Origin of the sequence: Actinoplanes sp. G11-F43, assembly GCF_050589265.1 — a bacterium.
Lineage (GTDB): Bacteria > Actinomycetota > Actinomycetes > Mycobacteriales > Micromonosporaceae > Actinoplanes.
Window position 1 is genome coordinate 1 of record NZ_JBNZCE010000010.1, and the last position, 12,963, is coordinate 12,963.

Annotated in this window: 10 protein-coding genes; 3 read left to right on the top strand and 7 right to left on the bottom strand. The window is 70.3% G+C overall.

The features are described from left to right. Positions 1-693 precede the first annotated feature (693 nt). Positions 694-1,350, bottom strand: a complete 657-nt coding sequence (locus ACQ0O7_RS11355) for a hypothetical protein (RefSeq protein WP_430781930.1) — start codon at positions 1,348-1,350, stop codon at positions 694-696. A 257-nt stretch (positions 1,351-1,607) separates the two neighbouring features. Between ACQ0O7_RS11355 and ACQ0O7_RS11360 the strand changes: the two genes are divergently transcribed. Both ACQ0O7_RS11360 and ACQ0O7_RS11365 read left to right on the top strand, forming a co-directional pair. Then, positions 1,608-2,399 carry a polysaccharide deacetylase family protein gene (locus ACQ0O7_RS11360; RefSeq protein WP_430781932.1) on the top strand — a complete coding sequence of 264 codons (792 nt, stop codon included), beginning with the start codon at positions 1,608-1,610 and terminating at the stop codon, positions 2,397-2,399. After that, positions 2,396-3,394, top strand: a complete 999-nt coding sequence (locus ACQ0O7_RS11365; RefSeq protein ID WP_430781933.1) for a glycoside hydrolase family 26 protein — start codon at positions 2,396-2,398, stop codon at positions 3,392-3,394. Before ACQ0O7_RS11360 ends, ACQ0O7_RS11365 begins: the two co-directional genes overlap by 4 nt. Here ACQ0O7_RS11365 and ACQ0O7_RS11370 read toward each other — a convergent pair. The 6 genes from ACQ0O7_RS11370 to ACQ0O7_RS11395 all read right to left on the bottom strand — a co-directional run bounded on the left by ACQ0O7_RS11370 (position 3,384) and on the right by ACQ0O7_RS11395 (position 11,081). Further along, positions 3,384-4,517, bottom strand: a complete 1,134-nt coding sequence (locus tag ACQ0O7_RS11370) for a glycoside hydrolase family 26 protein (RefSeq protein ID WP_430781934.1) — start codon at positions 4,515-4,517, stop codon at positions 3,384-3,386. The two genes, ACQ0O7_RS11365 and ACQ0O7_RS11370, sit on opposite strands and share 11 nt — an antisense overlap. Before the next feature lie 18 nt (positions 4,518-4,535). Next, positions 4,536-5,330, bottom strand: coding sequence for a DUF1616 domain-containing protein (locus ACQ0O7_RS11375; RefSeq protein WP_430781935.1), 795 nt, complete (start codon positions 5,328-5,330; stop codon positions 4,536-4,538). Further along, entirely contained in the window at positions 5,327-7,648 is a 2,322-nt protein-coding gene (locus ACQ0O7_RS11380) for a hypothetical protein (protein ID WP_430781936.1), read from the bottom strand. The genes ACQ0O7_RS11375 and ACQ0O7_RS11380 overlap by 4 nt, the downstream gene beginning before the upstream one ends. A 96-nt stretch (positions 7,649-7,744) precedes the next feature. After that, the gene (locus tag ACQ0O7_RS11385; protein WP_430781937.1) at positions 7,745-9,070 is read right to left on the bottom strand and encodes a glycosyltransferase; all 1,326 of its coding nucleotides are present in this window, start codon (positions 9,068-9,070) and stop codon (positions 7,745-7,747) included. After that, complete coding sequence (locus ACQ0O7_RS11390; RefSeq protein ID WP_430781938.1) at positions 9,067-10,023, bottom strand: glycosyltransferase family 2 protein; 957 nt, start codon at positions 10,021-10,023, stop codon at positions 9,067-9,069. The genes ACQ0O7_RS11385 and ACQ0O7_RS11390 overlap by 4 nt, the downstream gene beginning before the upstream one ends. A 32-nt stretch (positions 10,024-10,055) precedes the next feature. Continuing rightward, the gene (locus ACQ0O7_RS11395) at positions 10,056-11,081 is read right to left on the bottom strand and encodes a glycosyltransferase family 2 protein (RefSeq protein WP_430781939.1); all 1,026 of its coding nucleotides are present in this window, start codon (positions 11,079-11,081) and stop codon (positions 10,056-10,058) included. A gap of 945 nt (positions 11,082-12,026) precedes the next feature. Here ACQ0O7_RS11395 and ACQ0O7_RS11400 point away from each other — a divergent pair. Beyond that, positions 12,027-12,962: a sulfotransferase family protein gene (locus ACQ0O7_RS11400; RefSeq protein ID WP_430781940.1), complete on the top strand. Its 936-nt coding sequence runs from the start codon at positions 12,027-12,029 to the stop codon at positions 12,960-12,962. Position 12,963: the final 1 nt, after the last annotated feature.

Here is a 12,963-nt window from a genome sequence, read left to right on the forward strand (position 1 = left end):
GGGTTGGTCGGCGTCTCCTGGGGAGAACGTTCTGTGTCGTGACGCTGGGCGGGTCGGGCGGGCTGGGCAGGCCGGGTGGGCGGGTTGGTCGGCGTCTCCTGAGGAGAACGTTCTGTCTCGTGAAGCTGGGCAGCCCATTCGGAGGGCGGCGCCGACTCGGGGAAGCGTCGCGGGCGAGTGGGGGAGTGCCGGGCCCGGGCGGGCGTCCGGCGCCCTGATCCGGGTGGATGCCGAAGGTGTGCGGCACGTCGTGCTGTCCGAGGGCCTGACCGAGCCGGGCGGTCTGACGATCCGCGGCACCGCCGCCTACCTCACGAACTGCGGCACGTGCCGGGGTGCCGGAACGGTTCTGCGGGTGAACCTGGACCAGGGATCGAACCGGGCGAACCCGAATCAGGGATCGAACCGGGCGAACCCGAATCAGGGATCGAACCGGGCGAACCCGGGCCAGCGATGGAACCGGGTGGACCTGGGCCAGGGATCGAACCGGGTAGACCCGGCCAGCGATGGAACCGGGTGGGCCCGGGCCAGCGATCGAACCGGGTGGACCCGGATCAGGAATCGAACCGGGTGAACCTGGAGTAGAGGCGGGTGAACCTGGAGTAGGGATCGAAGCCCGGCGGCCGCGTCAGGGCCCGGGCCGCCGCGGACCTCGCGGGGTAGCCACGGGACTGTACGGAACGCGTACCAGATCTAAATGCGCAGACCGAGACGCAGACCGGTGACGCCGGCCGGGGAGAGGGGTCGCGCGGTGGCGCGGGAGAGGTCGGAGCGGATCGCGTCGGGGAGTTCGTCGCCGAGGGCGCACAGCACCGGGTAGAGGTCGAGGACCTGGCGGTGGCTGAGGGCGCCGACGCCGATGAGCAGCCCGTTGAGGGTGGTGGGGCTCTGGGTGAGGCTGAGGCAGAGTTCCTGGCGCCACATCGGGTCGTGGACGTGGTCGGGGAATTCGCGGGCGATCCGGTTGCCGGAGGGGGCGCGCAGGCCGGTCAGGGTGTTCTGCCGGAAGCGGGCGACGGACGGGGCGAGCCGGCAGGCGATGCCGAGGCGGCGGGCGAGCTGTGCCACGGTGAGCACGTCGAGTCCGGAGGCGCAGGCCTCGCACAGGCGTTCGTAGGTTTTGGCGTGGATGACCGAGGCGGGCCGCTGGCAGGCACCGTCGAGTCCGCAGATCGGGTCGAGGATCACTTCGGTGAGGGTGCCCTCGTGGTCGAAGCGGCCGACGGCGAAGTAGGTGGCGGGGGCGGTCCGGTACTGGGCCAGCGCGGCGCGTGCGCTGACGTAGCCGTCGGGGTCGACGCCGATGCGTGGCACGCCGGCTTCAGTATGCAGCTGGATCAGGCGGAACATGGTTCGCGCTCCCGGGGTTTAGAGCGGTTTCGGTCTTGTCCTCCGGTACGTCATCGGTGCCGCAAAGGTTCAGATGTCACTGCTAGTAATGTCTGCGTGACGCTGTTTGCGCTGGTTGGCGAACCGGAAGGATTCGGAGGTTACTCCCCGTAGTCTGAAATGGCTAGAGGTAGGGTCGAACGGCTGAACCCTCCAGGGCGGCCGCGCGGGTAACGTTCCCGGCCGGAGCAACTCGGAAGTATTTGGGGGGAATTCGCGTGACCTGGTCCACGCTGCCGGCGCTGATGTATCACTCGGTCTCCTCGGTCGGTGGCCCGCTCCGTGATCTCGCGGTTCCGCCGGAGCGCCTGGCCGAGCAGCTCGCCGCCCTGTCCGCGGCCGGCTATCAGCTGGTCGGGCTCACCGAGGCGCTGGACCGGCTGGAGCGCGGCGACACCGGGCGGATGGTCGCGGTCACCTTCGACGACGGCTACCGGGATTTCCTCACCCGGGGCGTGCCCGAGCTGCGCAAGGCCGGCGCCGGCGCCACCCTGTACGCCTCGGTCGGCCACCTCGGCGGCCACGCCGGCTGGCTCGGGCGGTGGGAGAGGGACTTCGGCCCGATGCTGACCTGGGACGAGCTGGCCGAGGTGGCCGCCGCCGGGGTCGAGATCGGCAACCACAGCCTGATCCACCACCCGCTGGACGTGCTCACCCCGGCGCAGCTGCGCGAGGAGGTGGTCAGCAGCCACGACCAGCTGGAGCAGCGGCTGCAGATCAGGGTGCGGTCGTTCGCCTACCCGCACGGCTACAACAGCGACCTGGTCCGCCGGGTGGTGCAGCGGTCCGGGCACGACAACGCCACCGAGGTCGGCCGGCGCGCGCACAGCCCGTCCGAGCGGCGGTTCGCGGTGCCCCGGTTCCAGCCCACCCCGGATCACACCGGCGCCGGCCTGGTCGCTCTGATCGAGGGTGCCACCCCTCTGTCCGCGCAGCTCAAACAGTATGCGCAACCAGGCTGGCGGATGGTCCGCAAGCTGGCGCGCAAGGCCGGCCGGAACCTGACGTGATCACCCGGCGCGGTCTGCTCGGGTTAGCCGCGGTGGGCGCTCTCGGTGGTTGCGGAGTGATCTCCCGCAAGGAGGCGGCGGCGCCGGCCCCGAGCCCGTCTCCGGAGGTGACCCCGTCGCCGTTCGCCGAGGCGGACGATCCGAAGAAGCTGGGCGGCACGGTGCCGTTCGTCGCCGGCAAGGCGATGCTCGGCTCCTATCTGGGGCTGGACGGGATGACGTACCCGGAAGCGGTCAAGCTGCGCCGCGAGCAGCTCGGCCGGGACCAGAGGATCACGCACGTGTTCTACGCCTGGCGGGACAACCTGCCGTCGTCGATCGAGGGCATGCCGAAGAAGTCGATCCCGATGGTCTCCTGGCGGGGCCCGAAGTATCCGCGGATCCTGGACGGCCGCTCCGACGACCTGATCGCGGCGGCCGCCCGCCGGACCCGGGACTTCGACCGGCCGGTGCTGCTGCGCTGGGGCTGGGAGATGAACGGCGACTGGTACGACTGGGGCGGCCCCCGCAACGACAGCGACCCGGCCGGCTATGTGAAGTGCTTCCGCCGGATCCGGAAGATCTTCGACGACGAGGGTGCGGACAACGTGTCCTGGGTGTGGAGCCCGAACTGGAACTCCAGCCCGAACGAGGAGTGGAACCGGATGGAGGCCTACTACCCGGGTGACAGGTACGTCGACTGGGTGGGTGTCTCCGGATACAACCTGAACAAGGAGGCGCCGGAGACCCTCTTCGACGGGTTCTACCGGACGTACTCGCCGCGCAAGCCCCTGATGATCACCGAGGTCGGCTCCAAGGACCACGGCGGCACCAGCAAGGCGGACTGGATCAAGGACCTTTCGGCGTACGTGGCCCGGCGCCCGGCGATCGGCGCGGTGGTGTGGTTCGACACCGACACCCATCCGTCGTACCCCGAGCACTGGCGCATCGACACCGACGAGCGGTCCACGGCGGCCTACCGGGAGATGGCGAGGACCGCCCGGTTCAGCGCTTGAACAGCGACACGTAGGCGTCGGACGACCCGGTGTTCGGCAGGCAGTCCGGGTCGTCCGGCCGCAGGATCGACGACTGGGAGAACGTTCCGTCGCAGCGCTGGAAGTAGGCCTCGTACGCCAGGTACGGCGCGTGCGCGGCGAACCACTCGTGCATCCAGCCGATGAACTCCGGATTGTCCCGGCCCGCGTCCCCGGTCGGCATGATCCCCCACTCGCCGACCGAGAACAGCTTGCCGCGCGACCGGGCGAAATCGAAGAACCAGGTCAAACCCTCAGGCGCGGCCGCCGTACGGTCGAAGTCCGCCTTCGTGGGTGACCAGGGGTGATGGTCGTAGTTGTCGATGCCGATGATGTCGGTGTACTCGTCACCCGGATAGCAGTTGGTGCTCAGCCCGCCGCACAGATCCTCCGGCGTGTTGTGCGCGTTGATCGTCCAGTCCAGCACCACCTGGGGGTTCGTCTCGCGCAGCGCGGTGGCGGCCGTGCGGTAGCAGGCGATGTAGCGCTCGGTGTTCAGCCCGCGCCAGGCCATCGAGCCCTCGTTCATCTCCCAGCCCAGGCGCACGATCGAGTCGCCCCGGCCGTGCTGGACCATCAGCGTGCCGAAGTCGCGCCAGTGCTGGTCGTAGTCGCCGTTCGCGCACGCCGCCATCAGGCCCTCGCCCTTGTCCGGCACCAGCGCCTGGGAGATCACCAGGACGCCGTCGAAGTCGGCGAAGTTCTCGAACGTCCAGCCGGAGCCGCGGGTCATCGAGTCGTAGTCGGTGCGGTCGGTGTAGGTCTGCGCCACGTTGCAGGGGCGGCCCCGGCTGGTGCAGAACCCGGTGACCGAGGCGCTGTCGAGCACGGGGAATCCGTTGACGCCGGACATGCCGTTGGGTCCGGGCCAGGCGCCGGCCTCGCGGGGGAGGGCGATCATCTGGCGGGCGGACCGGGGGTCAGCGGTGACCCCCGGAGTATTTTTCGGAGATGTCGGAATCGTTGAGGCGCGGGGCGTGGCTACCGGGTGATCATCGGCTGGATTGACCGTGATCGCGATGGCGATCCCGAGGGCGAGGACCACGATCCCGCCCACGGCCAGCCAGAGGCGGCCGCGCCGGGGTGGGTCTGAGACGTCCGACATGCGGGCGGAGCTCCTGTTTCAGGGTGTGACAGCGGCGATGATCAGGGTACGGAACGGCTGTGGCTCGGCGCCGCGGAAGAGGTTGACGGTGACCCGTTCGTCGCTCGGTACGGTGACCCGGCCGGCCCAGTCGCCGTCGGTGGACGGCGCGATGTCGTGCTTGCTCAGCTCCTGCCCGGTGGCCCCGGTCAGCACCATCCGGTACGGCCCGGACGCCGCCTCCAGCCCGGTCGCGGTGACCTGCGTGATCCGGTTGCCCTCGGCGTCGACCGGGCCCGGCGTGGACGCGGCCAGAGACGTGACCCGCACGTCATAGGTGTTCACACTGTCCGCGAACGACCACACCCCGGCCGCCGCGACCAGCAGCACCGCCAGGGTCAGCGGCAGGATGTCCCGGATCAGGCGCTCCTGGGTGATCGCGAAACGCGGCGCCGGCGGGGCTTTCGGCGCCGGACCGGTGGCCGGGGCCGGGGCGTTGCGGGCCCGGTGGACGGCGACCCCGGCCGCGCCCAGCGTGACCACCGCGCAGACCAGCATCCAGTTGGTCCGGCTCAGGTTCCCGCCGGCACTCCACAGCCCCAGACCACCCAGAACCAGGACCGCCAGACTCAGCGACGGTACGAGCACCGAGCGCTCCACCACCCCGATGTCGCGCCGGCCGGGGCGGACGATCGCCTCGGTCAGGGCATACCCGGGCAGCACGAACGCCAGTGCCGTCCCGGCCGGAACCGACAGCGCCACGGGACCGAATTCGACGGCCAGCGAGGCCACCACGGTCAGGCCGGCGAGGACCCCGGCGTGTACCGGCTTCACGAGCGTCCCATCTGGTAGATCCGTACCGTGCCGTTGTCGTAGAGCCGGGAGACCGTGGCGATCGAGTCGAACTTGTCCAGCTGGACGTCGCTGAGCGGCTCGGTGATCCGGCCGGCCATCGGGTCACTCTGGAAGTACGCGTTGTCCATCGGCAGCAGATCGCCCATCCGGTGGTCCACCACCAGGTAGTCGATCGCCAGCGTGCGGACCATCTCCTGCTCGGCGGCGGTCCACGAGGTGGCGTAGTACAGCTCGCCGACCTCCCGGACCGGGTCGATCCGCCCGTACGTCGAGGACAGCGCGACAGCGGTGATGTCCCCGCCCACCCGGGCCTCGCGGGGCAGCTCCCGCTCCTGCCACCAGGCCGCGTCCACCCCGTAGGCGTCCACCGACCGCTCGTACGCGGCCGGCATGTACGGTCCCGGCAGCAGCGCCGACACCGGTGGCCAGCCGCCGGTCCGGGCGCCGATCATCAGCAGCGTGATCAGCGTGGTGCCGATGTAGACCTGCCCGGCCAGCCGCCGCCCGGTGGTCACCGCGACCCCCGGCGGCGGCACCGACAGCCAGCGCCGGCCGTTCTCGTCCTTGTCCGGGATGATCCGCACCGCGTGCACGATCGCGATCGCCGCGATGATCGACATCGGGACGTAGGTGAAGGTGGACAGCCGGCCGGCGATCTCCGGCCCGCTCTGCCCGAGGAACCGGGCCCCGTTGCCGGCGAAGAAGGCGGCGCCGCCGACCAGGGCCGCCCAGCGCCAGGTGTCCCGGTCCTTGCGCAGGATCATGTCCCGGGCCACCGCCAGGAACAGCACCAGCAGACCCAGGATGCCCAGGCCCTGCACACCGAGCTGGACCAGCGGGACCGGCTTGGCGACCCCCGCCTCCTGGCTCACCGCGCCGCCGAACATCTGGTTCAGCGACGACGCCAGCCGCTCGACCGGCGCCTCCAGATAGGCGATCACGTCGGTGGCCACGAACCCGATCCACGCGCAGACGACGGTCAGCGCGGCGACCGGCGTCAGCAGCGAGTGCCACGGCCGCGGGCGCTCCAGCGCCACCTCGGTGACCGAGAGCAGCACCAGGGTCGCGACCAGGGCGAACGCGGTGACGTGGTGGCTGACCGTGGTCATCGCGATGCCCAGCACGGCCAGCGCCAGGAACCGCCGGCCGCCGCCCGAGCGCCACCGCCGGTGCGCCCACACGGTGAGCATGAAGAACGGCAGGGCCGCGGTGGCGTACAGGAACATCGAATTGAAGAACAGGTAGTGCATGGCGGTCGCATAGGTCACGCAGGCCACGCCGGCCATCGCCGGCGAGTTGCTGGCCCGCAGCACCGCCGCGAACAGCCAGCCCACGAAGATCAGGTGGGCGATGCCCGCCACGATGATGCCGGACGCGGTCACCGGCAGCCCGGTGAACAGCGACAGCCCGGCGCCCATCTCGGCCAGGCCGGGGAAGTGCACCGCAGGGGGCAGCGCGTTGTTCGGCCGGAACAGCTCACCGGACTCGGTGATGAGCGTGGTGGCCAGCCAGTGTTGCAGCTCGTCGGGGAACCGGAACTGGTCCGGGCTGTACATCCACTTGAGCATGTACTGGTTGGTCGCCAGACCCATCACCAGGACGAACGACTCGGCGACCCCGGCGAGCCGGCTGAGCAGCCGGAACACCACGGGGGAGAAGACGATGATCTGGCCGGTCCAGTAGGCGGTCATCGCCCAGGCGGTCTCGTGCCGGCCACCGGCGTACGCCAGGGCGACCAGCACCACACCCAGGCTGGACACGGCCAGCACCCAGGGCGCCCAGCCCAGGTCGACGGCCCGGCTCGGCTCCGGTCTCGGCTCGGCCGGCAGCCGGATGACGACCGTCTCGTCGGTCTTGCGGTCCACCGTGGCGCGGCCGGCCGTCCGTGGCAGCCGGATGATGACGGTGTCGTCGCCGGCCTGCTTGCGGACCGTGGTGAGGGCGTTGACCCCCTTACGCGGCCCGCCGGGTTTCGGGCTGCTCGGCAGCCGGATGATGACGGTGTCGTCGGCCTTCTTCCGGGCGCTCTTCGCCGGGGACGGCCCACCGGGCAGCCGGATGATCACCGTGTCGTCGCCGGCCTTCTTCGCCGGCGGTATCACCTGGGTCTCGTCCCCGCCGGCCTTCTTCACCGGGGGTATCACCTGGGTCTCGTCCCCGCCGGCCTTCTTCACCGGCGGAATCACCTGGGTCGCGTCCGCGTCGGCCTTCTTCGGCGGCGCGGACGGTGGCCGGATCACCTGTGTCTCGTCGGTGTCCGGCGTGGGCCGGGAGATGACCACTGTTTCGTCGGTCATTTCCTCCGGCGTCCGGTTCCGGTCGGACGTCGGCTGGTCTCCCATGAACAGAGCCCTCCACACACTGTTGACGACGCGGTCGCCGCGTTGGTCGGTTTAGCGGGTGTCCCGGAGTCTCGCCCGGGCGGCGCGCCGTCCCCGCAGGTAGGCACGTGGTCCGGCCATCATCCCCCGCCGGTTGGCCGTCAGGAGCTCACGCGGGAAATCGTCCCGCAAGGTCGACACCCGCAGGCTGTCCGCGCCGGTCAGATCCCGCAGCGCGGTGGGCGCCAGCCTGATCAGCGCGAAGAGCAGGCCGGGCCGGCCCAGGAGCAGACTGGTGTACGCCGCGGTCAGTCCCGTCCCGTAACCCACCATCTGCTTGTGCAGGCCCTCGAAGTCCCGCCGGTGGTAGTGGTGGGTCACCGCGGTGGGCTGGTAGACGATGGTCCCGCCGGCCAGCAGCACCTGGGTGAAGGCGAGGGTGTCCTCCGAGCCCATCGCCGGGGTCCCGGCGCCGAGGGCGACGTCCCAGCCGCCGACCCGCTCGATCACGCCGGGCCGGAACGTCATGTTCGCGCCGGTGCCGAACGGCGGCAGCGGGTAGAGCGGGCTCTGCCGGTGCGCGGTCTCCGGGCCGAACCGGTCCGGCGTGAACCCGCGGCCCTTGCTGTGCCCGCCGAACTGCTCGAACCAGATCTGCGCCCGGGTCTCCAGCTCGGCCGGCACGATCACCCCGGACACCACGTCGGCGTGCGGGTTCTCGACCAGCGCGCGGGCCACCTCGGCCAGCCAGTACCGGTCGGCCAGCTCGTCGTCGTCGATCCACGCGACGATCTCGCCCCGGGTGGCCTTCTCCGCGGTGTTGCGCGCGAAGGACAGGCCGGCCCTCGGCTCCCGGAGATAGTCGACCTTGCCACGCCGGGCCGCCGACCGGGCCACCTCTGCGGTGGCTCCGGTGACCGGGGCGTTGTCCACCACCAGGATCCGGGCCGGCGGGTAGTGCTGGTCGAGCAGGCTGTCCAGGCAGCGGGCCAGCGCGCCGGGCCGCTCCCGGGTGCAGACCACCACGGTGATGTCCGGCGCGGCGGCCAGCGCGGCCCGCCGGCCGGCCAGGAACTCCGGCTCGGTGGCCGGGACGAACCCGGCCGACGGCACCGGGGCGCCACCCAGCCGGGGCCGGATCACGTCGCCCAGTTCGGCGTCGATCGCCGCGGCCAGCGCCTGCGGGGTGAGCCCGCGCTCCGGCACGTCCACCAGGATCGTGCCGAGCGGCTCGGTGAACAGGCGGACCAGCGCCCAGGCCTGCTGGACCCGGCGGCCGTCCGGGGAGACCGCGCCGACCGCCGGCAGCGCCTCGGACAGTTCCAGGTCGAGGACGACGGCGGGCAGGACGCCGCTCTCCTCACCGAGGTGCGGGGCGGCGGGGACTGCTGTGGTCACGGGGCAACCTCTACGGGGGTCCGGCGGCTGGGCCGCTTCGAGCTGACGGTCTCCACCACGCCCCCGACACCGGCGGCGGCGACACCGGCGACCACACCGCCGGAGCGCAGGAAGTTGTCGGCGCCCTTGCCGGTCAGGCCGGCGCCGAGGTAGCGGAACATCGCCTTGGGCAGCGCCCACAGGTAGTCGCGCTCGGCACCGAGCGCGTCGTTCTCGTGCAGGCCGGCCATCTGGACCTTGCCGCGGCCCTCGGCGTAGCAGCGCTTCACGAAGAAGTTGAAGCTGGCCCGCTCCCGGGGCACCTCGTGCTGGATCACCGCGCCCGGCACGTACATCCAGCGGCCCCCGCCGACCTGGCTCATCCGCAGGCAGAGGTCGGTGTCCTCGGGCCGGTTGCGGGCGCCGAGCTTGCCGAAGCCGACCCGGAAGCCCTCGGCCGCCTCGAACACGTCCTTGCGGACGATCATGTTGGCCGACCACACGTTGCGGATCGGCGCGGTCCGGGTGGGCATGCCGGCGTACGAGCCACCGACCGCCCACAGGAACTCGGCGGGCATCCAGCGCGGGGCCGGGCCCTCCCAGGCGGGCTGGATCGCGCCGCCGGTGCCGACCACGGTGGGGTCGGCGAACGGCTCGATCTGCCGGGCCAGCCAGTGCCGGTCGGCGATGATGTCGTCGTCCAGGAAGGCGATCAGCGGCGTCGTCGCGTGGAAGGCCCCGGTGTTGCGGTTGCCGGAGACACCTTGGGCGTACGCGTTCTGCAGCACCGTGACGCCGGGCAGCTCGCGCTGGATCCGCTCGTACATCGCGGGGTTGTGGTCGACCACGACCACGATGTCGTCGGGCTGGTGCGACTGGGCCCGCGCGGACGCCAGGGTCCGGGTCAGGTAGTCCCAGCGCACTTCGGAGTAGGTCGGGATGACGATCGTGGTGGCGAGGGGGGTGTGGTTCACGAGGGGGGTGCTCCTGTGGGCGGGTGGCAGGCTCAGTCGTCGCGCGAGGTGCGGCGCAGGGCGTTGATGTCCTGGGTCTGCCGGCTGCCGAGGTCGTCGAAGATCCGGGCCCGGGCCGCGCTCAGGTCCTGGGTGGACTGACTGCCGAGGTCGTCCAGGGTCCGGTTGCGGAACTGGTTGACGTCCTCGGTGCGACGGCCGCCGACGCGGTTGAGGTGGCCGGCGTCGCGGCGCGGGTCGGTGGCGTGCCGGGTGGGGACCGGTCCGCCGAGGGCCGGGTTGCTGACCACCGGGTCGATGCCGCGCGGGGGCATCAGCTGCAGGCCTTCGACGAACGGGCGGATGCCGGCGCCCCGACGGCGGCGCATCCGGCCGTACTCGCTGAAGATGGTGCGCAGCACCCGGAAGCCGTCCCGGAAGGTGTTGAGGTTGCTCTCCCCGTGGATGCGCTCGTGCTCGGTCGAGCCGACCTCGCCGACCTGGAGCTTCTCCGCCACCGCGCGGATGTTGATCATGGTCTCGATCTCGAAGCCGTCGCCCCAGAGCTTGCTGCCGTCGGCCGGCTGCGGGAGGCGGACGTCCGGCAGGTCCAGAGCCGGCACCACCGAGCGCCAGAAGGCGTTGTAGCCGTAGCAGAGGTCGGTGAAGTGTGTCCGGAACAGCACGTTCACCACGAGGTTGAGACCGTCGTTGCCGAGCTTGCGCAGCCTGGTGATGTCGTGGCTGTGGCCGCCGTGGCTGAAGCGCGAGCCCTTCACGAAGTGGTCGCCGTGGATCAGCTTGTCGACGAAGAGCGGGATCTCGCCCGGGTCGGTCGAACCGTCGGCGTCGATCATCACGATGATGTCGCCGGTGCACGCGCCGAAGCCGACCGCGAGCGCGTTGCCCTTGCCCTTGCGGGTCTGCTGCACGATCACCGCGTCCGGGCGCAGCTGCCGGGCGACCTCGACCGTACGGTCCTTCGACCCGCCATCGACGACGATCACCTCGGTGATCATCGCCGGGAGCTTCGCGAACACGTGCGGCAGGTTCCGCTCCTCATTCAGCGTGGGAATCACGACGCTAACTGTCGGTGATTTCGGGCGGTTACCGTCGGTGTACGTGTTCAAGTTCGAAAGCTCCATGTCGGTCCCTTCCGGGGGGCGGCAATGCGACTTTGTAGCGCGATTTCCCGGTGGGGACCGCACAGCCGCTCGCTTCAGGAAATAAACCTAGCAAGGGATTACGTAGCGTCAACAGGCTGCGCAAAGGGTTCACATCACAGCTGGGGGGTTCGGTCGCTCTGTCAGCAGTTTTAACGTACTTCCGGTGGTCAGGGAAGGCTTCCTCATTACGGTGTGTAACGGGAAGCGGTCGCACTGAGCCATGTATGTGGTGATTCAGTCGCGAATTAGAAAAGTGGCCGCTTATTACTGCCAATACGGACAATATGGGCATCGGCCAATGCCGGAAACGCCTACTCCAAGCATGCGTCCACTGACGCTCCGTGCACACTCCCGTTGGCTACTGTGTGCGACCGGTCGCCTTCCGTGTGCGTCTATTGTGAACGCGACAGGGACCGGTGGGCGTGCGTGCGTCGCTCCCACCATGGACGAGGTGCTGGTGAGGCGATGACGGAAAAGTCCGGACTTTGTGCGTGCGGCCACGCGTATGACGCGCATGAGCACTACCGCCCTGGGCGGGAATGCGCCCTTTGTGGCGAGGGCGTGTGCGCCCGCTTCCGCCCGGCCACGCCCTGGTGGCGCCGCCTGCTGGCCCGCCGCTGACCCCTCGTCTGAACGGGGGAGCTCCCGATCGTCCGCCGGTTGCCCACTCGGCCGACCGGCGATGGGCTGTGCCGGTCGGCGGTGACGAGGCGGTGACCGGCCGGAACGTCACTCTTAGGTGTACCCGGGTGCCGGAACGGGCATCTACTGATCAACAGGGCGTCCACCGGCTGGGTTTCGGCTGCGAAATCCTAGTTGATCGGTAGGCTAAGGGAACTTCGACCTGAGGGAGACCCCATGTCACTTCCCGACTTCCTGATCGCGGGTGTGCCCAAGGCCGGCACCACGGCCCTGCACGCCGCGCTGACCGGGCACCCCGATCTGTTCCTGTCGCCGGTCAAGGAGCCGAAGTTCTTCCTCTCCGACGGGCCGCCCCCGGCCGTCGGCGGCCCCGGTGACGTGCAGACCTACCAGGAGCACGTCTGGCGGCGGGCCGACTACGAGAAGCTGTTCGCCGCCGCGCCGCCCGGCGCGCTCAAGGGCGAGGCCACCCCGTTCTACCTGTACGACCTCGCCTCCCACGACCGGATCCGGGCACTGATCCCGGAGGTGAAGCTGATCATCCTGCTCCGGGATCCGGTCGACCGGGCCCACTCCAACTGGACCCACCTGTGGGTAGCCGGGCTGGAGGCCGAGGCGGACTTCCTGTCCGCCTGCCGGGCCGAGCAGTCGCGCCGGGAACGAGGCTGGGCCGACTTCTGGCACTACATCGGACTGGGTCGTTACGGACAGCAGCTCCAGCACCTCTACCAGCGTTTCTCTGCCGAACAGGTACTTCTGCTACGCTACCGCGACCTCAAGGACAGCCCGGCCGAGACGCTGGACCGGGTCTGCTCCTTCCTCGGTGTGCGGACCGGTGTTCTCACCTCCATCCCGAGGGAGAACGTGAACCGTCACTACGTCGAGGACAACGGTGTGAACCGGGTGTTGCGAGGTCTGTTGCGGGCCGGCGGCGAGATCGGCCACCACTTCCCGGTGCCCCTGCGCCTGGCCGCCCGGGGCCCGCTGCTCACCCTGCTGCACCGCACGGCGGGCACCCGGCCGGTGACCACTCCGGAGGAGCGGGCCGCCCTGCTGCCGTACTTCGCCGACGACATCGCCCTGCTCCAGGACGTGACCGGCCAGAACTACGACGACTGGCTGAGTCTCGATCGACACGCCAGCGCCCGATAAG

Bases quoted from the DNA above. Each gene is read 5' to 3' on its own strand.
- ACQ0O7_RS11355 (WP_430781930.1), bottom strand. From the start codon at position 1,350: ATGTTCCGCCTGATCCAGCTGCATACTGAAGCCGGCGTGCCACGCATC.
- ACQ0O7_RS11370 (WP_430781934.1), bottom strand. From the start codon at position 4,517: ATGTCGGACGTCTCAGACCCACCCCGGCGCGGCCGCCTCTGGCTGGCC.
- ACQ0O7_RS11380 (WP_430781936.1), bottom strand. From the start codon at position 7,648: ATGACCGACGAAACAGTGGTCATCTCCCGGCCCACGCCGGACACCGAC.
- ACQ0O7_RS11400 (WP_430781940.1), top strand. From the start codon at position 12,027: ATGTCACTTCCCGACTTCCTGATCGCGGGTGTGCCCAAGGCCGGCACC.